The sequence below is a fragment of the Kribbella sp. CA-253562 genome, assembly GCF_050942265.1.
GTDB lineage: Bacteria > Actinomycetota > Actinomycetes > Propionibacteriales > Kribbellaceae > Kribbella.
Window position 1 is genome coordinate 6,023,388 of sequence record NZ_CP192049.1, and the last position, 26,419, is coordinate 6,049,806.

The 26,419-nt window shown below is 69.3% G+C and carries 23 protein-coding genes and 1 riboswitch; of the genes, 14 read left to right on the forward strand and 9 right to left on the reverse strand.

Annotated features, from left to right (window positions below; genetic code table 11):
- Together gltX and ACQPXM_RS28410 are read right to left on the reverse strand one after the other, a co-directional pair.
- Complete coding sequence (gene gltX, locus ACQPXM_RS28405) at positions 1-1,548, reverse strand: glutamate--tRNA ligase (protein ID WP_432938951.1); 1,548 nt, start codon at positions 1,546-1,548, stop codon at positions 1-3.
- Entirely contained in the window at positions 1,541-2,329 is a 789-nt protein-coding gene (locus tag ACQPXM_RS28410) for a fumarylacetoacetate hydrolase family protein (RefSeq protein WP_432938953.1), read from the reverse strand. The genes gltX and ACQPXM_RS28410 overlap by 8 nt, the downstream gene beginning before the upstream one ends.
- Positions 2,330-2,441: 112 nt before the next feature.
- On the opposite strand from ACQPXM_RS28410, the gene ACQPXM_RS28415 reads away from it, so the two are divergent.
- Complete coding sequence (locus tag ACQPXM_RS28415) at positions 2,442-2,966, forward strand: GNAT family N-acetyltransferase (RefSeq protein WP_432938955.1); 525 nt, start codon at positions 2,442-2,444, stop codon at positions 2,964-2,966.
- Positions 2,963-3,826 carry a 3-methyladenine DNA glycosylase gene (locus ACQPXM_RS28420; RefSeq protein WP_432938957.1) on the forward strand — a complete coding sequence of 288 codons (864 nt, stop codon included), beginning with the start codon at positions 2,963-2,965 and terminating at the stop codon, positions 3,824-3,826. The genes ACQPXM_RS28415 and ACQPXM_RS28420 overlap by 4 nt, the downstream gene beginning before the upstream one ends.
- On the opposite strand, the gene ACQPXM_RS28425 is transcribed toward ACQPXM_RS28420, so the two are convergent.
- A complete protein-coding gene (locus tag ACQPXM_RS28425; RefSeq protein ID WP_432938960.1) occupies positions 3,813-4,637 on the reverse strand; it encodes a class I SAM-dependent methyltransferase in 825 nt (274 codons plus the stop codon). The two genes, ACQPXM_RS28420 and ACQPXM_RS28425, sit on opposite strands and share 14 nt — an antisense overlap.
- 516 nt (positions 4,638-5,153) lie before the next feature.
- On the opposite strand from ACQPXM_RS28425, the gene ACQPXM_RS28430 reads away from it, so the two are divergent.
- From ACQPXM_RS28430 to ACQPXM_RS28470, 9 genes are all read left to right on the forward strand, one after another.
- On the forward strand, positions 5,154-5,690 hold the full coding sequence (locus ACQPXM_RS28430) for a DinB family protein (protein WP_432938962.1): 537 nt from the start codon (positions 5,154-5,156) through the stop codon (positions 5,688-5,690).
- A 58-nt stretch (positions 5,691-5,748) separates the two neighbouring features.
- Positions 5,749-5,905: riboswitch (cobalamin riboswitch) on the forward strand.
- Between the two features lie 131 nt (positions 5,906-6,036).
- Entirely contained in the window at positions 6,037-8,535 is a 2,499-nt protein-coding gene (locus ACQPXM_RS28435; protein WP_432938965.1) for a ribonucleoside-diphosphate reductase subunit alpha, read from the forward strand.
- Positions 8,532-9,599, forward strand: a complete 1,068-nt coding sequence (locus ACQPXM_RS28440) for a ribonucleotide-diphosphate reductase subunit beta (protein WP_432938967.1) — start codon at positions 8,532-8,534, stop codon at positions 9,597-9,599. The genes ACQPXM_RS28435 and ACQPXM_RS28440 overlap by 4 nt, the downstream gene beginning before the upstream one ends.
- A 152-nt stretch (positions 9,600-9,751) precedes the next feature.
- Entirely contained in the window at positions 9,752-10,978 is a 1,227-nt protein-coding gene (locus tag ACQPXM_RS28445) for an ROK family protein (protein ID WP_432938970.1), read from the forward strand.
- On the forward strand, positions 10,975-12,273 hold the full coding sequence (locus ACQPXM_RS28450; RefSeq protein WP_432938973.1) for an extracellular solute-binding protein: 1,299 nt from the start codon (positions 10,975-10,977) through the stop codon (positions 12,271-12,273). The genes ACQPXM_RS28445 and ACQPXM_RS28450 overlap by 4 nt, the downstream gene beginning before the upstream one ends.
- 12 nt (positions 12,274-12,285) lie before the next feature.
- A complete protein-coding gene (locus ACQPXM_RS28455) occupies positions 12,286-13,251 on the forward strand; it encodes a carbohydrate ABC transporter permease (RefSeq protein ID WP_432938975.1) in 966 nt (321 codons plus the stop codon).
- A complete protein-coding gene (locus ACQPXM_RS28460; RefSeq protein WP_432938977.1) occupies positions 13,248-14,069 on the forward strand; it encodes a carbohydrate ABC transporter permease in 822 nt (273 codons plus the stop codon). The genes ACQPXM_RS28455 and ACQPXM_RS28460 overlap by 4 nt, the downstream gene beginning before the upstream one ends.
- Positions 14,070-14,089: 20 nt before the next feature.
- Positions 14,090-15,559, forward strand: a complete 1,470-nt coding sequence (locus tag ACQPXM_RS28465) for a glycoside hydrolase family 3 protein (RefSeq protein WP_432938980.1) — start codon at positions 14,090-14,092, stop codon at positions 15,557-15,559.
- On the forward strand, positions 15,556-16,779 hold the full coding sequence (locus tag ACQPXM_RS28470; RefSeq protein WP_432938983.1) for an N-acetylglucosamine-6-phosphate deacetylase: 1,224 nt from the start codon (positions 15,556-15,558) through the stop codon (positions 16,777-16,779). The genes ACQPXM_RS28465 and ACQPXM_RS28470 overlap by 4 nt, the downstream gene beginning before the upstream one ends.
- On the opposite strand, the gene ACQPXM_RS28475 is transcribed toward ACQPXM_RS28470, so the two are convergent.
- Genes ACQPXM_RS28475 through ACQPXM_RS28490 form a run of 4 tightly spaced genes read right to left on the reverse strand, consistent with a single transcriptional unit; the run spans position 16,776 to position 21,189 of the window.
- Positions 16,776-17,954 carry an ROK family protein gene (locus ACQPXM_RS28475; protein WP_432938986.1) on the reverse strand — a complete coding sequence of 393 codons (1,179 nt, stop codon included), beginning with the start codon at positions 17,952-17,954 and terminating at the stop codon, positions 16,776-16,778. The genes ACQPXM_RS28470 and ACQPXM_RS28475 overlap by 4 nt on opposite strands.
- Positions 17,935-18,801 (reverse strand): carbohydrate ABC transporter permease, encoded by an 867-nt coding sequence (locus tag ACQPXM_RS28480; protein WP_432938988.1) that lies wholly within the window; start codon positions 18,799-18,801, stop codon positions 17,935-17,937. Before ACQPXM_RS28480 ends, ACQPXM_RS28475 begins: the two co-directional genes overlap by 20 nt.
- Positions 18,798-19,790 carry a carbohydrate ABC transporter permease gene (locus ACQPXM_RS28485; RefSeq protein WP_432938990.1) on the reverse strand — a complete coding sequence of 331 codons (993 nt, stop codon included), beginning with the start codon at positions 19,788-19,790 and terminating at the stop codon, positions 18,798-18,800. Before ACQPXM_RS28485 ends, ACQPXM_RS28480 begins: the two co-directional genes overlap by 4 nt.
- 7 nt (positions 19,791-19,797) lie before the next feature.
- Entirely contained in the window at positions 19,798-21,189 is a 1,392-nt protein-coding gene (locus ACQPXM_RS28490) for an ABC transporter substrate-binding protein (protein WP_432938994.1), read from the reverse strand.
- 115 nt (positions 21,190-21,304) lie between these two features.
- Between ACQPXM_RS28490 and ACQPXM_RS28495 the strand changes: the two genes are divergently transcribed.
- From ACQPXM_RS28495 to ACQPXM_RS28505, 3 genes are read left to right on the forward strand one after another with little or no spacing between them, the layout of a single operon-like run.
- A complete protein-coding gene (locus ACQPXM_RS28495; RefSeq protein WP_432938996.1) occupies positions 21,305-22,333 on the forward strand; it encodes a zinc-binding dehydrogenase in 1,029 nt (342 codons plus the stop codon).
- The gene (locus ACQPXM_RS28500; protein ID WP_432938999.1) at positions 22,333-23,127 is read left to right on the forward strand and encodes a sugar phosphate isomerase/epimerase family protein; all 795 of its coding nucleotides are present in this window, start codon (positions 22,333-22,335) and stop codon (positions 23,125-23,127) included. Before ACQPXM_RS28495 ends, ACQPXM_RS28500 begins: the two co-directional genes overlap by 1 nt.
- Positions 23,124-24,398: an MGH1-like glycoside hydrolase domain-containing protein gene (locus ACQPXM_RS28505; RefSeq protein ID WP_432939001.1), complete on the forward strand. Its 1,275-nt coding sequence runs from the start codon at positions 23,124-23,126 to the stop codon at positions 24,396-24,398. Before ACQPXM_RS28500 ends, ACQPXM_RS28505 begins: the two co-directional genes overlap by 4 nt.
- Before the next feature lie 60 nt (positions 24,399-24,458).
- On the opposite strand, the gene ACQPXM_RS28510 is transcribed toward ACQPXM_RS28505, so the two are convergent.
- Both ACQPXM_RS28510 and cimA read right to left on the reverse strand, forming a co-directional pair.
- Positions 24,459-24,716: a hypothetical protein gene (locus ACQPXM_RS28510; RefSeq protein ID WP_432939004.1), complete on the reverse strand. Its 258-nt coding sequence runs from the start codon at positions 24,714-24,716 to the stop codon at positions 24,459-24,461.
- Positions 24,713-26,302: a citramalate synthase gene (gene cimA, locus ACQPXM_RS28515; RefSeq protein ID WP_432939006.1), complete on the reverse strand. Its 1,590-nt coding sequence runs from the start codon at positions 26,300-26,302 to the stop codon at positions 24,713-24,715. The genes ACQPXM_RS28510 and cimA overlap by 4 nt, the downstream gene beginning before the upstream one ends.
- Positions 26,303-26,419: the final 117 nt, after the last annotated feature.

Genomic DNA, 26,419 nt, shown 5'->3' on the forward strand with positions numbered 1-26,419 from the left:
TCACTCCGCCGGCAGCAGGGTGCGCGCCTGCTCGAGCCGGTGCAGCGACCGGTCCCGGCCGAGCAGCTCGAGCGACTCGAACAGCGGCGGCGAGATCCGCCGGCCGGAGATCGCCACCCGGACCGGGCCGAACGCGTTCTTCGGCTTCAGCCCCAGGCCCTCGATCAGCGACGCACGCAGCGCGGCCTCGATCGCCTCGGTGGTCCAGTCGGGCAGATCCGACAGGGCCTTCACCGCCGCCTCCAGTACGGCGCCCGCGTCGCCGGTCAGCACCTTCGCGGCGGAATCGGGGTCGACCGAGAACGCCTCGTCGGGCACGAACAGGAAAGCCAGCATGTCGACCGACTCCGACAGCGAGTTCATCCGCTCCTGCACCAGCGGTACGGCGGCGGTCAGCAACCGCTGCTGCTCCTCGGTCGGCTCGGCCGGCAGCACGCCCGCCTTGGCCAGGAACGGCACCACGCGGCGGCCGAACTCGGCCGGCTCGAGCAGCCGCATGTGGGAGGCGTTGATCGCTTCACACTTCTTCGGGTCGAACCGGGCCGCGTTCGAGTTCACCTTGCGGATGTCGAAGGCCTCGATCATCTCGGCCATCGTGAACACGTCCCGGTCCTCGGCGATCGACCAGCCGAGCAGGGCCAGGTAGTTCAGCAGCCCCTCGGGCAGGAAGCCGCGCTCCATGTACTCGCCCAGGCCCGCGCCCGGATCGCGCTTGGACAGCTTCTTGTTGCCCTCGCCCATCACGAACGGCAGGTGCCCGAACCGCGGCGTACGGCCGTTGCCGACCCCGATCTCGGCCAGCGCCTCGTAGAGCGCGATCTGCCGCGGCGTCGAGGGCAGCAGGTCCTCGCCGCGCAGCACGTGGGTGATCTGCATCAGCGCGTCGTCGACCGGGTTCACCAGCGGGTACAGCGGGAATCCGTTGGCCCGGACCAGCACGTAGTCGCCCAGGTTCTCGGGCAGGAAGGTGATCTCGCCACGGACCAGGTCGGTGAAGGTGATCGGCCGGTCCGGCATCCGCAGCCGGACGACGGGCCGCCGGCCCTCGTCGACGTAGGCCTTGACCTGCTCCTCGGTCAGCGTGCGGCAGTGTCCGTCGTACCCGCTGTGCTGGCCGGCCGAGCGGGCCGCCTCGCGGCGCTGGTCGAGCTCCTCCTGCGAGCAGTAGCAGTGGTAGGCCTTGCCGGCCTCCAGTAGCTTGGCGACGACGTCGGCGTAGATGTCCATCCGCTGGGTCTGCTGGTACGGGCCGAAGTCGCCGCCGACCTCGGGACCCTCGTCCCAGTCGATGCCCAGCCAGCGCAGCGAGTCCAGCGTGTACTGCAGCGCCTCGGGGGTGTTGCGGGCCGCGTCGGTGTCCTCGATCCGCAGTACCAGCTTGCCGCCGTAGTGGCGCGCGAAGGCCCAGGCGAACAGCGCGGTGCGGATGTTGCCGACGGTCAGCAGACCGGTCGGGGACGGAGCGAACCGCAGGCGGACCTGGTTGGGCTCCAGGCCGCCGAGGACGTCGTCGTCGGTGGAGGATGCAGCGGCAGCCTGGTCAGTCACGCACGATCACCTTGTTCGTCAGAGTTCCGATTCCTTCGACGCTGACCGCGACCTCGTCGCCGGGCAGCATCGGGCCGACACCCGCGGGGGTGCCGGTGAGCACCACGTCGCCGGGCAGCAGCGTGGTGAAGGAGGTGATGTAGGCCAGCACCTCCGGGATGTCGAAGATGAACTGCGAGGTCCGCCCGTCCTGCTTCGGTTCGCCGTTCACCTCCGTGCTGATCCGGACGTCGGAGACGTCCAGGTCGGTGGTGATCCACGGGCCGAGCGGGCAGAACGTGTCGTAGCCCTTGGCCCGGGCCCACTGACCGTCGGTCTTCTGCAGGTCGCGCGCGGTCACGTCGTTCGCGATCGTGTAACCGAAGATCACTTCCTCGGCCCGCTCGCGCGGCAGGTCGCGGCAGATCCGGCCGATCACGATCGCCAGCTCACCCTCGAAGTGCAGGTTGTTGGTCTGCTCGGGGTAGACGATGCCGTCGCGCGGGCCGATCACCGACGTGTTCGGCTTGAGGAAGATCATCGGCTCGGCCGGGACGTCGTTGCCCAGCTCGGCGGCGTGGTCGGCGTAGTTGCGCCCGACGCAGACCACCTTGCTGCGCGGGATCACCGGCGCGAGCAGCCGCACGTCGGCCAGCTGCAGGGTCTCGCCGGTGAGCTTGACCGGCCGGTAGAGCGGGTCGGAGTCGAGCACCGCGACGGTGCCGACGAGGCCCTCGGGGTCGTCGGTCTCGACAAGCCCGTACTTCGGTTCGTCGTCGACGGAGAATCTGGCGATACGCACGGCTGGCCTTCAGTCGATGGGATGAACGGCCCGAGCCTACCGCCGGACCCGCGTGACCCCGCGACAACGGCGGCTTTTCCGGGTGCGCGCGCGGGAGTGAGACAGTTGTCGGGTGACGACCGACCCCACCGCGCCGGACGCAGCAGCCCGTCCGTTCACGATCCGCCTGGCCGTGCCCGCCGAGTACGCCGCAGTCGGCGAGCTGACCGTCGAGGCGTACGCCAACGACGGTTTCATCCCCGCGGGCTCCGACTACGGCGACACGCTCCGCGCCGCCGCGGACCGCGCCGAACGCGCCGAGCTCTGGGTCGCGACCGACGGCACCGACCTGCTGGGCACGGTCACGTACTGCCGCCCCGGCTCCTTCTACGGTGAGATCGGTCAGGCCCACGAGGGCGAGTTCCGGATGCTCGCCGTCTCGGCGAAGGCTCGCGGCCTGGGCGTCGGCTCCGCGCTGACCGAGCACTGCATCAGTCGCTCGCGCGACCTCGGCTACACCCACGTCGTGCTGTCGAGCGCCGATTACATGAAGCCCGCTCACCGCATCTACGAGCGCCTGGGCTTCACCCGCGTCCCCGAGCGCGACTGGTCCCCGCGACCCGGCGTCAACCTGTACGCCTTCTCCCTGGCCCTGTGACCACTGTCCTTTCTCCCACCGAGTGGGAGCCGCTGGCCGCTGCCCACGCGGCCCGCGTCGACGAACTCGTCGCCGGTCATGTCGCCCGGAAGCAGCGCCGCGAACCGCATCCGGTCGAGGACTTTCTCTTCACCTACTACCCCACCCGCCCGAACCAGCTTCGCGTCTGGCACCCCGGTCCCGGCGTCACGCTGCTCGGCGCGACGGCGTACGAGGGTCGCAAGGGCTACCTGTACGCCGACGGCGCCGCTCGCCTCGACCCGGCGCAGATCGAAGTCCGGGCCGATTCCATCAGCTGGATCCGACGGCTGCTCGCGCTGACGCTCGACCGTCAGCCGCAGTTCGGCTGCTTCGGCCTGCACGAGTGGGCCATGGTCTACCGCCTGCAACCCGGTCAGGTCCGGCACGAGAAGTGGCCGCTGCGACTAGGTGCCGAGGGCACCGATCAGGTCGTCGACACGCACAAGATCGCGTGCTCGCACTTCGACGCCTTCCGCTTCTTCACCGAGCCGGCCCGTCCGCGCAACGCCCTGCAACCCACCCGCGAACTCCAGCCGCAGCTGGAACAAGGCGGTTGCCTGCACGCCAACATGGACCTCTACAAGTGGGCCACGAAGCTGATGCCGTTCACCCCGAGCTCGTTGCTGCTCGCCTGCTTCGAACTCGCCCGCGACATCCGCACCCTCGACATGCGCGCGTCGCCGTACGACCTCGCGCCACTGGGTTACACCCCGGTCCCGATCGAGACCCCCGCCGGCAAGGCCGAGTACGCCGCGGCGCAACGCACCTTCGCCACCCGCGCAAGGCCGCTGCGCGAGCAACTCGTCTCCCTGTGCGACGAACTGCTCAGGCCTTCGTAGCTTTCAGCGCGAACAGCAACGGGATCCGTGGCGCTTCGTCGGGCAGACGCCACCAGCCTTCGGGGGTCTGGATCATCGAAGACCAGCGTGGCCACTGCAGGACCTCGGACTCTCGCAAGCTGTCGATCCGGAGGCCGGCGGCCGCGAGGGTGGTGACGAGTTCGCCGAGGCCGTGCATCCATTCGTAGCTGGTGTTGCGGCCGGGGACCTCGTCGCCGGTGTAGGTGACGGTGGACTCGTGGGCGATCGCGCCGCGGCCTTCCAGGTAGTCGTTGCGCAGCACGAGGTCGTTTGACTCGCCGGGCAGACCGACCGGACGCAACGAGTTGAGCAGCGGATGGAACTCGACCACGTAAACGAGCCCGCCGGGCTTCAGCAACCGGGAGACGACGTCGGCCCACTTCGGCAGGTCGGGCAGGTAACACAGCGCGCCCTTGCCGGTGTAGACGACGTCGAACCGCCGTCCCCCGAGCGCCTCGACCGCGTCGTACACGTTGGCATGCACGTAGTCGATCCCGACGCCGGCCGCCGCGGCGATCCGCCGAGCCTCGTCGAGCGACCGGGCCGACAGATCCAGGCCGGTCGTCCGCGCACCTCGCCGGGCGAACGCGATCGTCTCCGTCCCGAGGTGGCACTGCAGGTGGACGATGTCACGCCCATCCAGCTCCCCCAGGTCGTCCCACTCGTAGTCCGCGAACCAGAACTCCGCCGGCCGCTCGTAGAACGAACTCGCCGCGTGCAACGGCGCCCGCGCATCCCAGTCCGCCTCGTTGGCCGCCACCCGCGCCAGCTCGTCCACGTCCAACGCCATCGAGTGCTCCTTCCGCCGCCTGCTCCGCTCGTCCTCCTCCCAGTCTCGCCAGGCCCAGGTCCACACGTCGCCACTCAAGCTCATCATCGGATCCGCTCACCCAGTGTCACGCAACGGACGGCGACAGCGATCGGTGGCGGGCAGGTCGCTGCCCCATGGTGTGCCACGAGCTTCCCCCTCGGAAACGGTCCCGTGAGCGCGCCGCCAGACCACCGGTCCACCCCGGCGCCATCTCCCCAGCACTGCTCACTGAGCGTGACTCTACTCCGGTCGGCCACGCTGAGTAATCACGATTCGGTCTCACTCCGCACCAGCTCCCCTGGTCGCACCGCATTAGCAGTCGAACACCGGGAGGTCCAGCACCGACACGCTGTGCTGATTGACTTCGCGGCGTTCACTCGACCACAATTCGAACATATGTTCGAGGCAAGGCCAAGTGTACGGGGAATCGGGGAGCGTGAGGATCTGTGATGCCGCCAACCGTTCGACTGGAACATCCTGGAGCGACCGTCGGCGATGGCGATGGTGCGAGGCCAGCTCGGTTTCAGCTGGATGGTGCTGGCCGGGCGCCTGGCGACCCTGACCGACGACGAGTACTTCTGGCGGCCGAGTTCGGACGCGCTGACCGTCGTCCGCCGCCGGTACGCCGGCCGCTTCCGCGCGCTCGGATCCGGCGAGTGGGTGGCGCAGTGGCCGGACGAGCCGGACCATCGCGGGCCGCGCACGATCGCCTGGCTGATCGCGCATCTGACCGAGACGTTCTTCGAGCGCTGGGAGTGGACGTTCGGCGAGAAACTGCAGGGCCGCAGCGACATCACCCTGCACGGCAACGCCCGGGACGCCGTCGCGTGGCTGACCCACTGGGTCAACGCCTGGCAGGAGTCGATCGCCGGACTGGAGGAGGACCAGGTGATGACGGTCGGCCTCAGCCAGGCCTCCGAGCTGGACGCCGCCGAGCCGTTCGGCCACGTCGTGCTGCGCCTCAACCGCGAGCTGATCCATCACGGTTCGGAGATCATGACGCTCCAGGATCTGCATGCCCTGGCCGCCTGAAACCACAACATGTGCGACACGCGGCGCGTCGCTGCACTACATGTGGGGGTCGAGCGCTAGTGTTTCCCGTGCTGGTGGTTCTGCCCGGACGACGCGACCATGGTCGGCCGGGCGGAGGCAAGAGGGGAATCCGGTGCGAGTCCGGAGCTGCCCCGCAACGGTGAGCGGACACGGTGTCCGCAAGTCCGAGTACCTGCCACCGGTACGCGTACCGCCGGTACGCGTCGGTCCGAGACCTCGTGGGTGGGTCGACGGGCGAGCAGGCAGCCGTACTCGCCGTGCTGCCTCTCGTCGTGCGCGCTGCCACGGGTTCCGGTCCCCCGAGCTTCGCGTGGAGAGAGCGCCTGTGACCATCGTTTCGTCTTCGTCGCCGACCGCGGCGGGCAGCCTGCCCGCCGCGCCGGCGTCCCATTTCACCGTCGTCCATCGCGACGGCGGCACCGCGCCGCTCGACGTCGGCCGGCTGCGGCTGGTCATCGCCGAGGCCGCCGCCGGCCTGGACTCCGTCGACCCCGAGCAGATCCTCGGCGAGACGCTCGGCTCGTGCTACGACGGCATGGCCGAGCACGAGGTCGAGCTGGCCCTGGTGATGGCGGCCCGCTCGTACGTCGAGACCGAACCGCAGTACAGCCAGGCCGCCGCGCGCCTGCTGCTCGACCAGATCCGCCGCGAGGCGCTCGGCCGCGTGCACGGCGAGCCCCGGCAGGCGAGCCAGGCCGAGATGAGCACGGCGTACGCCGAATACTTCCCGCGCTACGTCGCCACCGGGATCGAGGCCGGCCTGCTCGACCCCGAGCTGGCCACCTTCGACCTGCACCGGCTGGCCACGGCGATCAAACCCGAGCGCGACCTGGACTTCGCGTTCCTCGGCCTGCAGACCCTGTACGACCGCTACCTGCTGCACATCGACAAGGTCCGCTTCGAGCTGCCGCAGGCCTTCTTCCTCCGGGTCGCGATGGGCATGGCCCTGAACGAGGACGACCGCGAGGCCCGCGCCCTGCAGTTCTACGAGTTGCTCAGCTCGTTCCGGTTCATGTCGTCGACGCCGACCCTGTTCAACTCCGGCACCATCCGCCCGCAACTGTCGTCGTGCTTCCTGACCACGGTCGAGGACGATCTGGCCGGCATCTTCACCGGCATCCGCAACAACGCCCTGCTGGCCAAGTACTCCGGCGGCCTCGGCAACGACTGGACCCCGGTCCGCGGCATCGGCGCGAAGATCCGCGGCACCAACGGCGAGTCCCAGGGCATCGTGCCCTTCCTCAAAGTGGCCAACGACACCGCGGTAGCGGTCAATCAGGGCGGCCGGCGGAAGGGCGCGGTGTGCGCGTACCTGGAGACGTGGCACATCGACGTCGAGGAGTTTCTTGATCTGCGCAAGAACACCGGTGACGAGCGGCGCCGGACGCACGACATGAACACCGCGAACTGGGTGCCCGACCTGTTCCTGCAGCGGGTCGAGGCCGACGGGGACTGGACGCTGTTCTCGCCCGACGAGGTGCCGGACCTGCATGACCTGTACGGCGCGGCGTTCGCGGCGGCGTACGAGAGGTACGAGGCGGCGGCCGCGCGGGGTGAGCTCCGGGTGTTCCGCCGGGTCAGGGCGGTCGAGCTGTGGCGGCGGATGCTGACCGTGCTGTTCGAGACCGGGCACCCGTGGATCACCTTCAAGGACGCCTGCAACCTGCGGTCGCCGCAGCAGCACGACGGCGTGGTGCATTCGTCCAACCTGTGTACGGAGATCACGCTCAACACCACCGTCGACGAGACCGCCGTGTGCAACCTCGGTTCGGTCAACCTGGTCGCGCATCTGACCAGCGGTCCCGACGGGCCGGTTCTGGACGGCGAGTTGCTGCGCGACACGGTGAAGACCGCGGTCCGGATGCTCGACAACGTGATCGACGTGAACCTCTACACCACGCCGGAGTCCGAGCGCGCGAACCAGCGGCACCGGCCGGTCGGCCTCGGATTGATGGGTTTCGCCGACGCGCTGATCACGCAACGCATCCCCTACGCCTCCGACGCGGCCGTCGGGTTCGCCGATCGCTCGATGGAGCAGATCAGCTACCACGCGATCGAGGCGTCGGCCGATCTCGCCGCCGAGCGCGGCACCTACCCGTCGTACGACGGATCGCTCTGGAGCCGGGGCATCCTGCCGATCGACTCGCTCGAGCTGTTGCGCGAGGCCCGCAACGGCGACGTCCAACTGGACACCACCCAGCGACTCGACTGGGACGCGTTGCGCGCCAAGGTGCTGGAGCACGGCCTGCGCAACTCCAACGTGCTGGCGATCGCGCCGACCGCGACGATCTCCAACATCTGCGGCGTCAGCCAGTCGATCGAGCCGACGTACAGCAACCTGTTCGTGAAGTCGAACATGTCCGGTGAGTTCACCGTCGCGAACCCGTACCTGGTCGCCGACCTGAAGGCGCGCGGGCTCTGGGACGCCACGATGGTCTCGGACCTGAAGCTGCACGACGGCGTCCTGGCCCGGATCGAGCGGATCCCGGCCGAGCTGCGCGCGCTGTACGCGACCGCGTTCGAGATCGAGCCGTTCTGGCTGGTCAAGGCCGCGGCCCGGCGGCAGAAGTGGATCGACCAGGCGCAGTCGCTCAACCTCTACGTCTCGGCACCGTCGGGCAAGGCGCTGGACGAGCTGTACCGCTCGGCCTGGCGGCACGGCCTGAAGACGACGTACTACCTGCGCTCGCAGTCCGCGACACATGTGGAGAAGTCGACACTGCAAGGAACGGACGGCCGCCTGAACGCGGTACCGGTGACACAACCTGAGCCCGACGGCGCGTTCTGCCGCATCGACGACCCGGATTGCGAGGCCTGCCAGTGAGCACCACCGGACTGGGTGAGATCTCCGTCGGCGCCGGCCGCGTCGAGGTCGCCGACAAGGCGATGATCAACGCCCGCGCCGACGTCAACCAGCTGCTGCCGCTGAAGTACCAGTGGGCCTGGGACAAATACCTTGCCGCCTGCAACAACCACTGGATGCCGACCGAGGTCTCGATGCAGGCCGACATCGCGCTGTGGCGGCGCCCGCCGGGAGCGCGCGACGGCCTGACCGACGACGAACGCCTGATGCTCAAGCGCAATCTCGGGTTCTTCGCCACCGCGGAGTCCCTGGTCGCGAACAACATCGTGCTCGCCGTCTACCGCCGGCTGACCAATCCGGAGTGCCGACAGTACCTGCTCCGGCAGGCGTTCGAGGAGGCCGTGCACACGCACACCTTCCAGTACATCTGCACCTCGCTCGGCCTGGACGAGGGCGAGCTGTTCAACATGTACCGCGAGGTCCCGTCGATCGCCGACAAGGACGCCTGGGCGCTGAAGTACACCCGGCACCTCGACGACGGCGACTTCCGCACCGGTACGCCTCAGGCCGACACCGACTTCCTGCGCGACCTGATCGCGTTCTACGTGGTGTTCGAGGGAATGTGGTTCTACACCGGCTTCGCGCAGATCCTCTCGCTGGGCCGGCGCAACAAGATGGTCGGCATCGCCGAGCAGTACCAGTACATCCTGCGCGACGAGTCGATCCACCTGAACTTCGGCATCGACTGCATCAACCAGATCAAGCTGGAGAACCCGCACCTGTGGACGCCGGCGTTCCAGGCCGAGGTCCGCCGGATGCTGACCGAGGCGTGCGAGCTCGAGGTCGCCTACGGCCGCGCCACGCTGCCCAACGGCATGCTCGGCCTGACCGCCGAGCTCTGCGAGCAGTACATGCACTTCATCACCGACCGCCGCGCCGAACAGCTCGGCCTCACCCCGATCTTCGGCGAGACCCGCAATCCGTTCGGCTGGATGTCGGAAGTGATGGACCTGAACAAGGAGAAGAACTTCTTCGAGACCCGCGTGATCGAGTACCAGTCGGCCTCGGGCCTGAGCTGGGACTGACTCCCGACCGCAGCGCGCCGTCCGACTGCTCGGGCGGCGCGCTCACTCATGGCCAGCTGAAGACGGCATACAGAAGTCTGTAACCCCTGGACACCGCTCGTCGCCGCGGACTACTCTCACAGCTCAACCAATTCTATTCACCGTGAGAATAAATGACGAAGCTGGAACGAGGCAGCGCCGGAACCCGGACGGCGAACCGCGGCGCGATCATCGCCGCGCTGCTGTCGGGGGCCGAGACCGACCGCCGGCAACTGGTCGCGTCGACCGGGCTGAGCTGGGCGACGGTCGCGCGGATCGTGGACGACCTGCTCGCCGACGGGCTGGTGCTGGAGCAGCGCAAGATCGTTCGCGACGGGCCCGGCCGGCACGCCGCCGCGCTCGGGTTCAACCCGCGGGCCGGTCTGGTCTGCGGGATCGACCTCGGCGGCACCTACTGCCGGATGGTGATCGCCGACGGCCTCGGTACGGCGGTGATCCGCTGCCGGGACAAGACACCGCGCGAACTGGGCGCCGCCGAGCTCGCCTCCTGGATCGCCACCCGCGTGCTCGGCCTGGTCGAGCGGTACGGCGACGGCGTCCCGCTCACGTCGGTCGCGATCGGCCTGCCCGGCGTGGTTGCCTCAAGCAAGGATCGCGTGGTCGGGTCGTTCAACCTGCCGCAGATCCTCGGCACCACCTTCGTCGAGACGGTCGGCGCCGAGCTCGGCGTACCGACGATCATCGACAACGACTCGAACCTCGCCCTGCTCGGTGAGCTGCACTACGGCGAGCTGCCGCGCGACGAGACCGTCGTACTGCTGAGCCTCGGCACCGGTCTCGGATCGGCGGTCGCGTTCAACCGGCAGGTGCTCGCCGGTCCGGAGGGACTGCTCGGCGAGTTCGGCCGGCTGCGGTTGCCGGGCCGCAAGGAACGCCTGCGGGACCTGCTCTCCGGCGCCGGGCTGCTCGCGCTGGCCCGGGCGAGCGGTCACGATCTCGCCTCGGCCGACGAGGTGTTCGACGACCCGGCCCGATTCCACGGCTTGATCGACGAGATCCACGAAGCGCTGCTGCACCTGGTGTCGATCGTTGCCCTGGCCTACGAACCGGGCACGGTCGTCTTCACCGGCGGCTTCTCCGGCGCGTTCAGCGACGCCGTGCTGGAGACGGTCGGCGCCACGACGTACGAAACGATCGGTGTGCACAGCGAGCTGCGCCGGTCTGTGCTCAGGGACTCCGGCGGCCTGCTGGGCGCGATGGCCGCCGCCTTGAGCGGCTACTACACCGCGATCGGGGTGGCTCGCCACCAGGTCGTCGCGATCACGACGGCCGACCTCGGGGTCGTGGCCCGGCTCGACGAGTGCCCCGTCGATTCATCAGCGAAAGAGGAACAGCCATGACGCGTTGGAAAACGATGGGAGTCGCCACCGCGGTCTCGGTCGCCCTGACCGGTCTGGCCGCCTGCGGTGGTGGTGACGCGAAGAGCTCGGGACCGACGAACGAGCTGACGGTCTGGATGATGACCGGCGGCCCGGGCGACAACAAGATCATCGGCGACGTGACGAAGAAGTTCGCTGAACAGCATCCGGACGTCACGGTGAAGGTCGAGGTGCAGCAGTGGGACAACATCGTCACCAAGCTGACCACCGCACTGGCCTCGGACAACCCGCCCGACATCGTCGAGATGGGCAACACCCAGACCCCGTTGCTGACCGCCTCCGGCGCGCTCGCGGACCTGACCGAGGACAAGGCCGAGTTCGAGTCGTCCGACCAGTGGCTGGCCGGCCTGGCCGGCCCCGCGACGTACCAGGGCAAGCTCTACGCCACTCCCCTGTACGGCGGGACGAAGGTCGTCATGTACAACAAGAAGATGTTCGCCGCGGCGGGCATCAGCAAGCCGCCGGCCACCGTCGACGAACTGGTCGCCGCCTGCGGGACGCTGGCCAACGCGCACACCTCGACACCGAACTTCTCCGCCTTCTACATGCCGGGCCAGTACTGGTTCGCCGGGATGCCGTTCCTGTTCGGCAAGGGCGGCACGATCGCCACCGAGAACGACGGCAAGTGGACCGCGACCATGAGCAGCGCGGAGAACCAGGCCGGCCTCGCCGAGTGGAAGAAGTTCCAGAACGCCTGCTCGACGCCGTCGTCGATCGGCGCGAACACCGACAGCCCCGACCAGGACCAGATCTTCGCCGACGGCAAGGCCGCGATGATCTACGTGAAGGCCTGGGAGCCGGGCGCGGTGAAGGAGAAGAACGCCAAGACCGCCGCGGACGCCGGCTACTTCATCATGCCGGGCTACCAGCCGGGCAAGCCGCTGCCGGTGATCGTGGCCGGCTCGACCATCGGCGTCGCGGCCAAGAGCCCGAACAAGGACCTGGCCGTCGACTGGCTGAAGGTCGTCACCGGCAAGACCTTCCAGCAGACGATGACCCGGACCATCAACCAGCTCCCGATCGTGCCCGCCTTCCTGCCCACCACCGACGTGCCGGAGGTGCTGAAGCTCGGCACCCAGGCCGCGACCGTCAGCCAGGCGCTGCCGGCCACCCCGGGTGAGGCGACGCTGGAGACCGAGAACTACAACGAGCAGTTCTTCTCCAAGATCGCCAAGGGCGGCGACATCGCCGCGGCTTCCCAGGAGTACGACAAGCACGCGACCGAGGCCTTCAACGCCCTGTCCGGCCCGCGCTGACGGCAGCGGCTGATGACCTCGCTCACGCAGGCGCCCGAAGCGCCCACCAGTACCGCCCGGACGGGCCGGTCGGTCCGGGCCGGCCGGCTCGCGCGCCTCACGCCGTACGGGCTGGTCGGGCCGGCGGTGATCGCCTTCGCGGCCGTGCTCGGCTACCCGTTGGTCCGGCTGGTCTGGCTGTCGGTGCAGGACTTCGGGCCCCGGTCGCTGTTCACCGGAGAGGCGCCGTTCGTTGGCCTGGGCAACTTCACCCGGGTGCTCGGCGACGGCGACTTCTGGGCCGTGCTGCTGCGCACGCTGGTCGTCAGTGTCGCCTGCGTCGTCAGCCTGATGGTGCTCGGGTTCCTGCTCGCCTCGCTGCTGCGACTGGTGTCGAACTGGGCGCGGGTGATGCTGTCGGTCTGCCTGGTGCTGGTCTGGGCGATGCCGATGGTGTCCGCGTCGATGATCTGGCGGTGGCTGTTCGAGCCGCAGTACGGCGTACTGAACTGGGTCATCACGCAGCTCGGCGTGTTCGGTGACTTCTCCGCGCACGACTGGTTCTCCTCGCCGGGGCAGGCGCTGTTCCTGATCATCGCGCTGATCGTCTGGAAGGGACTGCCGTTCGTCGCGCTCACGCTGTACGCCGCGATGGGCCAGATCCCCGACGACCTGTACGAAGCGGCCGGGCTGGACGGCGCCGGGCGGTGGTCGACGGCACGACACGTCACGCTGCCGATCCTCGGACCGGTGCTCGCCGTCCTGGTGCTGCTCGAGGTGATCTGGTCGGTGAACTCGTTCACCCCGTTCTGGGTGCTGACCCAGGGCGGCCCGGACGGCGGCACGACCACGCTCGGCGTCTACTCCTATCTCGAGGCCTTCACCCGCAACGACTACGGCGGCGGCGCGGCGATCGCGATCGTCACGGTCGTGCTGCTCGCCGTCCTGGCCGTGCTCTACGTCCGGCGGCTGTTCGCGCAAGGCGAGGTAACCGCGTGAACCGCAAGCGCTCGGTGCCCAACGCGATTGCCGTCGTCGTCTCGCTGGTCGTGATCTTCCCGGTCTACTGGATGTTCGCCACCGCGCTGAAGCAGCCCGGCAAGATCCTGTCCGCGACGCCGGAGTTCGTGCCCTGGCCGATCAGCCTGGACAACTTCGGTACGGCGCTCACGCACGGCTCGTTCCTGCACTACGTCCACAACTCGTTGCTGGTCTCGGTCTCGACCGTCCTGATCGCGCTGGTCGTTGCCCTCGGCGCCTCGATCGCGCTGGCCCGGTTCCGCTTCGTCGGCCGCCGGGCGTTCCTGGTCGGCCTGGTGTTGGTACAGATGATCCCGGGTTCGGCGATGGTCATCCCGCTCTACCTGATGCTGCGCTCGGTCGGCGCGATCGACTTCGTGCCCGGGCTGATCGTCACCTACATGACCTTCGTGCTGCCGTTCACGATCTGGACGTTGCGCGGCTTCGTGGCCGGCATCCCGCTGGAGCTGGAGGAGGCCGCGATGGTCGACGGCTGCGGCCGGTTCGGCGCGTTCTGGTTCGTCCAGTTGCCGCTGCTGGCGCCAGGCATCGTGGCCACCTCGATCTTCGCCTTCATCAGCGCCTGGGACGACTATCTGTTCGCCTACGTGTTCCTGAAGTCGCAGAACAACTACACGCTGCCGGTCTGGCTGGTCTCGTTCCAGACCTCCGACGGCATCGACAACGGCGCCACCATCGCGGCGTCGGCGATTTTCTCGCTCCCGGTGCTGGTCGTCTTCCTGCTGGTCCAGCGCCGGCTGGTCGGCGGGATGACCAGCGGCGCCGTCAAAGGATGAATCCCCGTCAGGAGGAAGCTGTGAACTCAGAGCTGAACCGGCTCGCCCACGGTGTGCTGTTCCCCGCGCTCGGCCGGCCCAGGGTGCCGCACTGGGTCGGGCCGCGGATCGAGGCCGGCCTCGGCGGCTTCGTGATCTTCGGCCGGGACATCGTCGACGGCGAGCAGTTCCGCGGCCTGGCCGCCGAGCTGCACGCCCTCCGCGACCACGTGCTGCTCTCGATCGACGAGGAAGGCGGCGACGTCAACCGCCTGGAGAACCTGGGCGGCTTCTCGATGCCGGGCAACCGGGCGCTCGGTGAGATCGACGACTTGGAGCTGACCCGCCAGGCGGCGTTCCAGATCGGGCTGTCGCTGGTCGAGGCCGGCATCGACTGGGACCTCGCGCCCGCGGTCGACACGGCGGTCAACCCGCTGAGCCCGAACGGCATCCGCTGCTTCGGCGCCGACCGCGACCTCGTCAGCCGGCACTCCGCGGCCTGGGTCGAAGGCCTGCAGGCGGCCGGGGTCAGCGCGTGCGCCAAGCACTATCCGGGACACGGACTCAGCGGCACGGACGCTCACCTCGCGACGCCGCTGGTCGACGTGTCGCGGGAAGAGCTGCTGGACAGCTACCTCGATCCGTTCCGGGCCGCGATCGCCGCGGGCGTCGACAGCATCATGGTGTCGCACGACCTGGTGCCGCAGCTGGACGACGTACCCGCGACCATCAGCAAGGTGCTGCTCACCGACATCCTGCGCGGAGAACTCGGGTACGACGGGGTGGTGATCACCGACGCCCTGGAGATGTACGGGATCGCCGACGTGGCGCCGTTGCCGGAAGCAGCCGTCCGGGCGATCGAGGCGGGCGCCGACGCGTTGTGCCTCGGATCATGGGCCTTCCTCGACGATGTCGACGTGGCGGCGGCGGCTCTGGTCGAGGCGGTCGAGAGCGGGCGGCTGCCGTTGGAGCGGTTGCAGAGCGCCAACGACCGGTTGGCTCGGCTGGGCACTCGTCCCAAGGCCGATGTCGCCCTACGGGACAACGCGCTCGGTGAGCGTCTCGCGGAGCAGGTCACGGTGACGCATGGCGACCCGCGCGTACGCAGTGACGCCGTACTGGTGATTCGGCTGGAGCCGACGCACTCCCCCGCGGCCGGTTCCGCGGGGTGGGGTGTGGAGGAAATGCTGCGCGCGGCCGGGAAGGTTGTCGAGAGCATCGGCTTGTCCGGGGAGACCTACAACGGCCCGGGCATGGCGCGAGCCGGCGTCGGTGAGTTCCGCTCCGAGTACGGCGCCGACAGCCAGGTGGTCCTGCTCGTCCGCGGCGCGCACCGCTTCGACTGGCAGGAGAAGCTGATCGCTGAGCTCCACACCCAGCATCCCGACCTGATCGTCGTCGACATGGGCGTGCCCGGCACCGACTACTCGGGTTTCGCGGGGTGGATCCAGACCTTCGGCAGCGCGAGAGTCTGCGCCGAAGCGGCCACCCGGCGGTTGCTCGGGTCGTGATCACTTTCCTGAACGCCCGGCTCGCCGCGGCCGAGCCCGCCGAGGGCTGGCTCGGCTCGGCCACGCCGGCCGAGGGCTGGCTCGGCTCGGCCACGCCGATCGAGGGCTGGCTCCAGGTCGACCATGGCCGCATCACAGCCCTCGGCCCCGGCCAACCCCCGTCCTTCAGTTCCTCCGCCCCGGGCGTCGGCGCAGCCGGCGCCCGGGGCGGAGAGGTGATCGATGCGACCGGCCGCTGGTTGCTGCCCGGATTCGTCGACACCCACTGCCACGGCGGCGGAGGAGCCGCGCTCTACTCCGGCAACCCGGACGACGTCCGCCAAGCCGCCCGCGCCCACCTCCTGCACGGCACCACCACGCTGATCGCCTCGGTCGCGACCATGCGGCTCGACCGCATGCTCGCCGCCGCGCGCGCAATCGCCGAAGCCGCCGTTCCCACCATCCACGGCATCCACTTCGAGGGCCCATTCCTCTCTCCCCGCCGGCGCGGCGCACAGACGGAGTCCGCTCTGCTGCGGCCCGACGAGCGAGTGTTCAGCCAACTGATTGAAGCCGCCGGCGGATTGGCGATCTCGATGACCATCGCGCCCGAGCTTCCCGGCGCCGTCGAGCTCATCGAGCGTCACCCGGAGCTCACCTTCGCCGTCGGCCACACCGACGACGACGGCTCGCATACCCGCCGCGCCTTCGACGCCGGCGCCCGTACGGCGACCCACCTGTTCAACGCGATGCCCACGATGACCCACCGCGATCCCGGTCCGGTCGGCGTCGCGCTGCTCGACGACCGCGTCGCCTGCGAACTGATTGCCGACGGCACCCACCTCTCCCCCGAGGCACTCACCGTCGCCACCCGGACAGCAGGCCTCGACCGGAGCATGCTCGTCACGGACGCGATGGCCGCGACCGGCCTCGGCGACGGCGACTACTCGTACGCCGACCGCCACGTCACCGTGCAGGGCGGCGTCGCCAAGCTGCGCGGCACCGACACCTTGGCCGGCTCGGTCCATTTCCTGTCCGACGCGCTCGCGACCGTCGTACGGATCCTCGGCCTGTCCGTGCCGCAAGCCGCTCCGCTCCTCGCGGGCAACGCGGCGCGCCACTACGGCTGGCACGACCGCGGCACTCTGACCATCGGTAGGCGCGCCGACCTCGTGCTGCTGTCGGAGGACGATGAAGTCGAGTCCGTCTGGCTCGCGGGCACGAGACAACCGGCGAACTAGCAGGCCCCTGCCAGCCGGGCGTCGACAGCCGCGGGCGAGTAGACCTCGTTCACGACCAGCCGCGCCATCCCGTCCAGCGCGGCGTGGTCGGCGAGCTGGCCGGTGGCGACCGTCAGATGACGAGTGGCCCGCGGCAACGTCGCCTGGTACAGCACCTCGTGCACCCCGGCGACGAAGTCCGTGTGCGCCAGGTCCCCCGCGATCATCAGCACGCCCGGGTTGATCACGCTGACCACCGTCGCCAGCACCTCTCCCACCCGGCGGCCGGCCTCCCGCGCAAGCCGCAGGGCGTCCGGCTGACCCGACTGCAGCAACGCCCGGACATCGGCGCCGGACCGCGCAGGCACTCCGAGTTCGGTCAACGCCGTCGCGATCGCGCGACCGCTGGCCACCGCCGCGAGGCAGCCGATCGACCCGCACTGGCACTTCGCGTCCCCGGCATCCCGGACCCGGATGTGCCCGATGTCCCCGGCACCGCCGTCGATCCCGCGGAACACCTGATCCCCGATCACGACGCCCGCACCGATTCCGGTCGACACCTTGACCAGCACGAACGCCGGGCAGTCCGGATGACCCGCCGACTGCTCGCCGAGCGCCATCGCGTTCGCATCGTTGTCCACCAGCACCGGTACGTCGTACCGGCGGCGGAGGTGGTCGCGGATCGGGTACTCGTCCCAGCCGGGCATGATCGGCGGCCGCATCACCAGGCCGGTCTCGAACTCGACCGGTCCCGGCACGGAGATGCCGATCCCGGCCAGCTCGTCCGCGGACCGGCCGGCCTTCGTGAGCAGCGCCTCGAACCAGTCGGACAACGTGTCGAGCACCACTTCGGGGCCGTCGGCAATGACCAGCTCCGCCGAGTGCTCGGCCAGTACGCCGCCGGCCAGGTCCATCAGCGCGGCCCTGGCGTGCCTGGTGTCGAGGTCGGCGGTGAGCACGACCGCGTGCTGCTCGTCGAAACGCAGCACCACCGGCGGGCGGCCGCCGGTCGAGGCGGTGGAACCCGCCTCGACCAGCCAGCCGTTGCTCAGCAGCGGTTCGAGTCGCTGGCCGAGCGTCGAGCGGGACAGGCCGGACAGCTCCTGCAGCTCACCCCGGGTGCCGGCCTGGCCGGTCCGGACAAGGTGCAGCAGTCGTCCCGCCGACGTCGTCGCGTCAGCCCTTGTCAGCCCCACTCGTCAGCCCCTCCGTCAACAACCGTTCAGCGCCGTAGAACATCAGTACCACCGGCAGTGTCAGTACCACCGATCCTGCCATCAGCACGGTCTTCGGCACCTCGACACCGTTGGCCAGCTGCTGCAGGCCGAGCGACACCGTCCAGTGATCCGGCTCGGCGGCCAGGAACAGCAGCGCGAACAGGAACTCGTTCCAGGCGATCATGAACACGTACAGTGCGGTCGCCATCACCGACGGCGCCGCCAGCGGCAGCACCACCTTGCGCAGGATCTGGAACCGCGAGCAGCCGTCCAGCGCGGCCGCCTCCTCGATGCTGATCGGCACCGTGCTGAAGTAGCTGCGCAGCATGTAGATCGCCACCGGCACGGTCTGCGCGATGTAGACGATGATCAGCCCGACCAGACTGCCCTGCAGCCCGGCCTTCGCGAACATGACGAACAGCGGCACGGCCAGCAGCGTCGCGGGGAACAGATAGACACCGAGGAACAGCGCGCTCACCTTGCGGTGCCCGGTGAAGCGCAGCCGGCTCACGGCGTACGCGCCGGGGATCGCGACCAGCAGGGTCAGCAGCATCGCGCCGATCGAGACGATCGCGGAGTTGCGCAGCATCAGCGGGAAGCCCTGCCCGCCGTTCTCCACCGAGGTCAGCACCGACCGGTACGAGTCGACGCTGAACTCGCTGACCGACACCCAGATCCGCCCGGGGTCGAGCAGCAGCTCGTCGATCGGCTTCACCGACAACAGCAGCATGTAGTAGAAGGGGAACACCGTGGCGACCACCAGGACGGCGATCACCACCCACCGCATGATCCCGAAGAACCGGATCTGGAAACCGTCTCTGGTCACGACTGCTCCTCCTGGACCTTGCGGCCGAAGAACCTGAAGTACAGGCCCAGCAGCACGATCAGTACGACGGCCAGCACGACCGCCTGCGCGGAAGCCAGCCCGACGTCGAACCGCGCGGTCAGGAACCGGTACACCCGGACCGCGACCACGTCCGTGCCCGCGCCACCACCGGTGAGCAGGTACACGTCGTCGAACTTGTTGAACGTGAAGATGAACCGCAGCACGGTCAGCAGCGCGATCACCGGCATCAGCTGCGGCAGCAAGATGAACCGGAAGCGCTGCCACGGCGTCGTCCCGTCCACCACCGCGGCCTCCTCGAGCACCGGCGGAACGGCCTGCATCCGGGCGATCAGGAACAGGAACGCGAACGGGAAGTACCGCCACGTCTCGAACGCGATCACCGTCAACAGCGCCATCGGCACCGGGACACCGAGTACGTCGTACGAGCGCTGGGTCAGGAAGGCGATCGGCCGGTCCCAGCCCAGCCACTCCACACCCCAGTGGTTCACGACGCCGAGATCAGGGCTGAGCAGCACCTGCCAGACGAACGCGACGGCCACCACCGGAGCGACGTACGGGAGCAGCATCGCGCCGCGGATCAGGGCCCGGCCGCGGAACGGCTTGCGCAGCGCGAGCGCGGCGATCAGCCCGACCAGGATCGAGCCGAGCGTCGAGCCGATCGTGTAGACCAGCGTGGTCCACAGCGACGACCAGAACCCGGGCGAGCTGAAAACGCGTTCGACGTTGCGCAGCGTCCAGTGGCCCCACAGGCCCTGGCTCTGGATGTCGACCAGGCGGACGTTCTGGAAGGCCAGCATCACCGTCCACAGGATCGGCAGCACGACGACGACCAGCACGATCACCAAGGTCGGCGAGACCAGCGTCAGGCCGGCCCGGTTCTCCTCCCGGCGCAACGGGCTCTTCGAGCGGCGCCGCTTCGGCGCCGGAGCCGGGCCGGCGGCAGGGGGTCTTTCGGTCACGGTTGTCATCTCTGCCTCACCCGAGCGAGTCCTGGATCGCGGCGACGTCGTCGGTCGCCTGTTTCGCGGCCTCGTCGGCGTCCACCTGCCCACTGGCCAGCGCACTGATTGCCTTCGGCACCGGGAGTTCACCGAGCGTGGCGCCCACCAGCGCGCCCTGTCCTTCGGTGATGCCCCAGCGCTGCATCTTGCCGACGCCGTCCCGCAGTTCGTCGATCACCGGAGCCGGATAGATCGCGGCCAGCGGTTTGCGGGTGTCGACGCCGATGTCGGCCTTGTCCCAGGCCTGGTCGAACTTGTCCGGGTCGGCCGCCGTACCGTGCCGGACCGGGAACTTGCCCTCGGCCGCCATCCCGAACCAGTCCTCGTAGCCCCGGTCGAGCATGTACTGGACCAACTGCTTGGACGCGTCGGCCTTCGCCGTCTTGGTCACTGTCCAGCCGGTCACCTCGCCGAACTGCGCGGGCTCCGCGCCGTCCGGACCCTGGACCGCGGTCACCACACCGGTGTTGCGGGCCAGCCAGCCCTTGTCCTTGGCGCACGGCTCGCAGCTCGGCAGCGCGTCCTCGCGCAGACCGGCCAGCTCGTCGAGCAGGAACGACGACCAGACCACCATCGCCGACTTGCCGGCGAAGTACGTGGCGCGGGTGGAGTCGACGGTCTGGGTCCCGGCGGCGGAGTACTTGGTCGCCAGGTCGCCGTAGAAGCGGAACGCCTCCTGGCACGCCGGACTGTCGAGGGTGATCTTGCCGCCACCGTCGACGAGCTGACAGTTGTTCGCCAGCGCGAAGTACTCGAAGCTCTGCTGGGTGAACGGGTCGGCCGGGTCGGTGGCCACCGAGATGCCCTCGGTGCCGCCCTTGTTGAGGGTCTGCGCGGCCTTCTCGATCGCCGCGTACGTCGTGGGCTCGGCCAGGCCGGCTGCGGCGAACAGGTCCTTGCGGTAGTAGAGCAGTTGGGTCCAGCTGTCCGACGGTACGGCGAGCTGCCGGTCACCGTCGCGGGTCAGGTCGAGCGCTCGCTGGTCGAAGGTCTTCGGACCGAGCGCGTCGACGACCTGGCCGGCGGCGTCCGGGTTGAGCAGGCCGTTGCTGGACAGCTGCTGGATCGCGGCCAGGGGCACCGCGCCGATCACGTCGGGCAGCTTGCCGGCCGCCGCGGCGGACATCACCAGCTGACTCAGTTGTGGCTCGTCGACCCCGACCAGCTTCACCTGGATGCCGGTCTCGGCGGTGAAGCGCTGGAAGATCGCGCGGGTGGTCTCCAGCCGCCCGGAGACGTTCTCCAGCGACCAGACGGTGATGCTGCGGTCGTCACCGGCGGTGGAATCGTTGCCGCAGGACGTGAGCACTCCGGCCGCGAGCAGGAGCGCACTCGCCGTCGAGAGCGCCCTGGTGAAGCGTGACATACATCCTCCTCAGGGGAGCTGACATACGCATAACATCAGGACTATTGTCTTTTGACAAGACCTAAGTCTGGTGCTTGTCTCGTCTTGGCCCTTGTTTTCGTCGCTGGAGGTTCCCGTGGCTCGCGTCGTGCAGTTCTCCGCTCCCCGCCTGGCCGAGGTGGTGGACTTCGATCCGCCGCCGCTGCCGCCTGGGCACGTCCGGGTCCGGACGGCGTTCTCCGGCATCTCGGCCGGTACCGAGCTCACGGCGTACCGGGGCACGAACCCGTACCTGACCCGCTCGTGGGACGCCGACGCGCGGATCTTCCGCGACAGCGAGGCCGGAGTCGCCTTCCCGGTCGTCGGCTGGGGGTACTCGGAGTCCGGTGAGGTCGTCGAGGTCGCCTCCGACGTCACCGCACTGTCGGTCGGCGACCAGGTCTGGGGCATCTGGGGCCACCGCAGCGAGGCCGTCCTCCCGGTCGAGAAGCTCGCCGGCCACCAACTCCCACCCGGCGTCTCGCTGGCGGCAGCGTCCTTCACCCGCGTCGGCGCGATCGCCTACAACGCGATCCTCTCGGCCCGCATCACCCTCGGCGACCTCGTCGCGATCTACGGCCAGGGCGTCATCGGCCTGCTCGCCACGCGCTTGGCCACCCTGTCCGGCGCCCAGGTCCTCACCGTCGACGGTGTGGAGTCCCGCCGCGCGGAGTCGCTCAAGTACGGCGCTTTGGAGTCCTTCGCCCCCGGTTCGGCGGCAGAGCAGATTCGGGCCTACGGTCGCCACGGCGCCGCCGACACTGCGATCGAGCTGTCCGGTGTCTACCCGGCTCTGCACGAAGCCATCCGCTCCGTCGGTGTCGGTGGACGAGTGGTTGCCTCCGGCTTTTACCAGGGTGACGGCAACGGGCTGCGGCTCGGCGAGGAGTTCCATCACAACCGGGTCGAGCTGATCAGCTCGCAGATCGGCGGAGTGCCTCCGGAGCTCGCCAACCGCTGGTCCGTGGATCGCCTGCAGACCGGCTTCCTCGACCTGGTCGGCCGCGGCGCGGTCGACCCCGAACCACTGATCACGCACCGCGTCCCGGTCGAAGACGCCGCCGACGCCTACACCCTGCTCGACACGCGTCCCGGTGACGCCCTGCAAGTAGTACTGGAGTTCTGATGAAGATCGCATGCCAGGAGCAACTGTTGCCGGGGGCGACGTTGCAGGAGAAGTGGGAGTTCGCCACCGCCGCCGGGTACGACGGGATCGAGCTGCGCGGCAAGGGCGACCGGAGCTTCCGCGACCGGCTGCCCGAGCTGCGTCAGGCCAAGGCCGACGGCGTCGTGATGCCGACGGTCTGTGTCGACATGCTGCACTTCTTCGGCGCGTTCGACCCCGACCAGCGCGCCGACGCGATCGTCCAGATGAAGGACGAGCTGTCGGTGATCGGCGAGCTCGGCGGACTCGGCGCGCAGACGCCGGCGTCGTACGGGATGTTCTCGCGCCGGCTGCCCCCGTTCGAGCCGCCGCGCGACGAGGCCGGTGACCGCGAGGTGCTGCTCGACGGGCTGCGTCAGCTCGGCGAGCACGCGGCCGCCGAGGGCGTCGAGCTGTTCCTCGAGCCGCTGAACCGGTACGAGGACCACATGGTCAACCGGCTCGACCAGGCTGCCGACCTGATCAAGGCGGTCGGCCTGGACTCGGTGCGGATCGGGATCGACAGCTACCACATGAACATCGAGGAGACCGACCCGTCCGCCTCGATCGTTGCCCAGGCGGCCTACATCGGGCACGTGCAGCTCAGCGACTCCAACCGCTTCCAGCCCGGCGCCGGTCACCTCGACTGGGCCGCGTTCCTCGGTGCCCTCGACGCGATCGGCTACGACCGTTACCTGGCCGTCGAGTGCCGGCTCACCGGCGACCCCATCGAGGCGGTCCGCTCGATCCCGGCCGTCGTCAGGCGGTACGTGTGACGACGGCCCCCCAGACAAATCTCCGGCAGGCGGCCGAGCGCGTACTGCTCGGCAACTGGATCGGCCACTCGACGGTCCCGTCGCGCTCGCTGTACCCGCATCAGTGGAGCTGGGACTCGGCCTTCATCGCCGTCGGCCTGCGGCACCTGTCCCCACGCCGGGCACAGGTCGAGCTGGAGTCGCTGCTCGGTTCGCAGTGGGCCGACGGACGGATCCCGCACATCAGTTTCTCCCCCGCCGTGGCCCGGGATGCCTATTTCCCGGGCCCGGATTTCTGGCAGGCGAGCACGACCGGCGGCGTCGAGACCTCCGGGATCATCCAGCCGCCGGTGCACGCGCTGGCCGCCTGGCTCACCCACCAGGCCGACGAGGCCGAGTCGGTACGCCGTGGCTTCCTGCCTCGCATCTACCCGAAACTCGTTGCCTGGCACACCTATCTGCGCGCCCGCCGGGACCTCGGCGGCCGCGGGCTGGTGGCGATCGTGCACCCGTGGGAGTCGGGCATGGACAACAGTCCGGCCTGGGACGAGGCGCTCGCGCGGGTCACTCCCGCGCCGCTCGACTCGTTCACCCGGCGGGACACCGACCACGCCAGCACCACCGATCGCCCCACCGACCTGGACTACGGGCGCTACGTGCAACTGGCCGCGACGTACCGCGACCACGGGTACGACGACTCCCGGACTCCCTTCGAGTTCGCGCTCGAAGATCCGGCGTTCAACGCGCTGCTGATCACGTCCGAGCACGCGCTCGCCGACATCGCGGAGGCGCTCGGCCTCGACCCGGCGCACCACCTGAAGGCGGCCGAGGAGCTCACCGGCGCTCTCGGCGCGCTCTTCCGCGGAGGCCTCTTTCACGCTCGCGATCTACGCGGGGAGGGCTTGGTCGACGCGGGCACGATCTCGGGGCTGATCCCGCTGATCGTTCCGGAGTTGCCGCAGGCAACCGAGCTGCTGGCGACGGCGCGCGGTGAGCGGTTCGGGCTGGGACGGGTTCACCTGGTGCCGAGCTACGACCTGACCGGACCGGAGTTCGAGCGCAAGCGGTACTGGCGTGGGCCGAGCTGGTTCAACACCGCGTGGCTGATCCACCGCGGCCTGGTCTGCCGGGGTGAGCAGGAGCAGGCGGACAAGCTTCGCGCCGACCTGCTGGAGCTTGCCGGCAGCACCGACTTCGCCGAGTACGTCGACCCGTACGACGGATCGCCGCGCGGCGCCCAGACGTTCAGCTGGACCGCCGCGCTGGCACTGGACCTGCTCAGCAGCAACTGAGCTACTCGCCTGCAGCTGACGCGCTCAGCTGCAGCTACCTCTTCGCCTGCAGCTGACTGCTCAGCTGTAGGTGACGTCCAGCACGCCGACGATCTTGTCCAGCCGCGCGGCGACCCGGCCGGCGTCGAAGCCGTTGCCCTCGACGACGATCCGGAGCTCGCCGCGGTCCAGGCAGAGGCTGAGCTCCCGGACGTCGTACGGGTTGAGCAGGACGGCGATCCGGGCCAGCAGACCGCGGGTCTCGACCACCTCGGCGGTGAACACGGTCTGCACCCGGTCGACCAGCGCGGGCGCGGCGTACTCGGCGACGGCGGTCATCGCGCGACCTCCTTGTGGCGCAGCAGGCCGAAGGTGACGCCGTCGACCAGCGCCTCCCAGGAGGCTTCGACGATGTTGTGCCCGACGCCGACCGTCACCCACGAGCCTTCGCCGTCGGCGGTCTGGATCAGCACTCTGATCACGGCGTCGGTGCCGTGCCCCTGGTCGAGGATCCGCACCTTGTAGTCGACCAGGTCGAACTTGTTCACCACCGGGTAGGCCCGCTCGATCGCGGCCCGCAGCGCGTGGTCCAGGGCGTTGACCGGGCCGTTGCCCTCACCCGTCACGACCTCCCGCTCACCACCGGCGACCAGCTTCACCGTCGCCTCCGAGACCGCCTCGCCCTCGGCCCGCGACTCGGTGATCACCCGCCACGACTCGACGTCGAAGAAGCTCGCCCGCTCGCCGGTGACCTCCTCGGTCAGCAGCAGCTCGAACGACGCGTCGGCCGACTCGAACGTGTAGCCGCGGGCCTCCATCTCCTTGACCCGCTCGGTCACCCGCCCGACCAGCTCCTTGTCGTTGCCGAGGTCGAAGCCGAGCTCGCGACCCTTCAGCTCGACGCTGGCCCGGCCGGCCATCTCCGAGACCAGCATGCGCATGTCGTTGCCGACCAGCGCCGGATCCGTGTGCTGGTAGAGATCCGGGTCCACCTTGATCGCGCTGGCGTGCAGCCCCGCCTTGTGCGCGAACGCCGACAGCCCGACGTACGGCTGGCGGGCGGACGGGGGCACGTTGGTCACCTCGGCGATCGCGTGCGCGATCCGGAACGACTCGGCCAGCCGGCCCGGCGGCAGCAGCTCCATGCCGCGCTTCAGCTCGAGGTTCGCGACGACGGCGAGCAGGTCGGCGTTGCCGGTGCGTTCGCCGTACCCGTTGATCGTGCCCTGGACGTGGGTCGCGCCCGCCTCGACCGCGGCGATCGAGTTCGCGACCGCGCAGCCGCCGTCGTTGTGCGCGTGGATGCCGAGCCGCGCGCCGGTCGATTCCAGGACGTCGCGGACGACGTCCTGCAGCTCGCGCGGCAGCGTGCCGCCGTTGGTGTCGCAGAGCGCGACCACGTCGGCGCCGGCCTCGGCCGCGACCCGAACCACCTCGAGTGCGTACGCCTTGTTGGCCCGGTAGCCGTCGAAGAAGTGCTCGGTGTCGAGAAAGACCCGCTGGCCGTGCTCGCGCAGGTGCCGGACGGTGTCGGCGACCATGCGCAGGTTCTCGTCGAGCGTCGTACGCAGCGCCCGCTCGACGTGCGCGTCGTGGCTCTTGGCCACCAACGTGACCACGTCCGCGCCGGACTCCCGCAGTGCCGCGACCTGTGGGTCGTCGGCGGCGGCCACCTCCGGCTTGCAGGTCGCGCCGAACGCCGCGAACGTCGCGTGCCGCAGGTGCAGCTCGGTCCGCGCCCGGGCGAAGAACTCGGTGTCCTTCGGTACGGCGCCCGGCCAGCCACCCTCGATGAATCCGACGCCCAGGTCGTCCAGGTGCTGCGCGATGGCGATCTTGTCGGCCACGGACAGCGCCAGACCCTCCTGCTGCGCACCGTCGCGCAGAGTGGTGTCGTAGACGTGGAACTCGTCGGATCTGCTCACGGGAGTCGCCTTCCGGTGGATGGGGGCATCAGGCAAACAAAAAACCTCTCGCAAGGTGCGAGAGGTCTGCGCGCTCAGGTACTGCTTGCTGAGCGCGCCTAGCCAATAATGACCCGG

Bases quoted from the DNA above. Each gene is read 5' to 3' on its own strand.
- ACQPXM_RS28500 (WP_432938999.1), top strand. From the start codon at position 22,333: ATGAAGATCGCATGCCAGGAGCAACTGTTGCCGGGGGCGACGTTGCAG.
- ACQPXM_RS28445 (WP_432938970.1), top strand. From the start codon at position 9,752: ATGACGAAGCTGGAACGAGGCAGCGCCGGAACCCGGACGGCGAACCGC.
- ACQPXM_RS28510 (WP_432939004.1), bottom strand. From the start codon at position 24,716: ATGACCGCCGTCGCCGAGTACGCCGCGCCCGCGCTGGTCGACCGGGTG.
- ACQPXM_RS28490 (WP_432938994.1), bottom strand. From the start codon at position 21,189: ATGTCACGCTTCACCAGGGCGCTCTCGACGGCGAGTGCGCTCCTGCTC.
- ACQPXM_RS28450 (WP_432938973.1), top strand. From the start codon at position 10,975: ATGACGCGTTGGAAAACGATGGGAGTCGCCACCGCGGTCTCGGTCGCC.
- ACQPXM_RS28455 (WP_432938975.1), top strand. From the start codon at position 12,286: ATGACCTCGCTCACGCAGGCGCCCGAAGCGCCCACCAGTACCGCCCGG.
- ACQPXM_RS28430 (WP_432938962.1), top strand. From the start codon at position 5,154: ATGGCGATGGTGCGAGGCCAGCTCGGTTTCAGCTGGATGGTGCTGGCC.
- ACQPXM_RS28485 (WP_432938990.1), bottom strand. From the start codon at position 19,790: ATGACAACCGTGACCGAAAGACCCCCTGCCGCCGGCCCGGCTCCGGCG.
- ACQPXM_RS28425 (WP_432938960.1), bottom strand. From the start codon at position 4,637: ATGGCGTTGGACGTGGACGAGCTGGCGCGGGTGGCGGCCAACGAGGCG.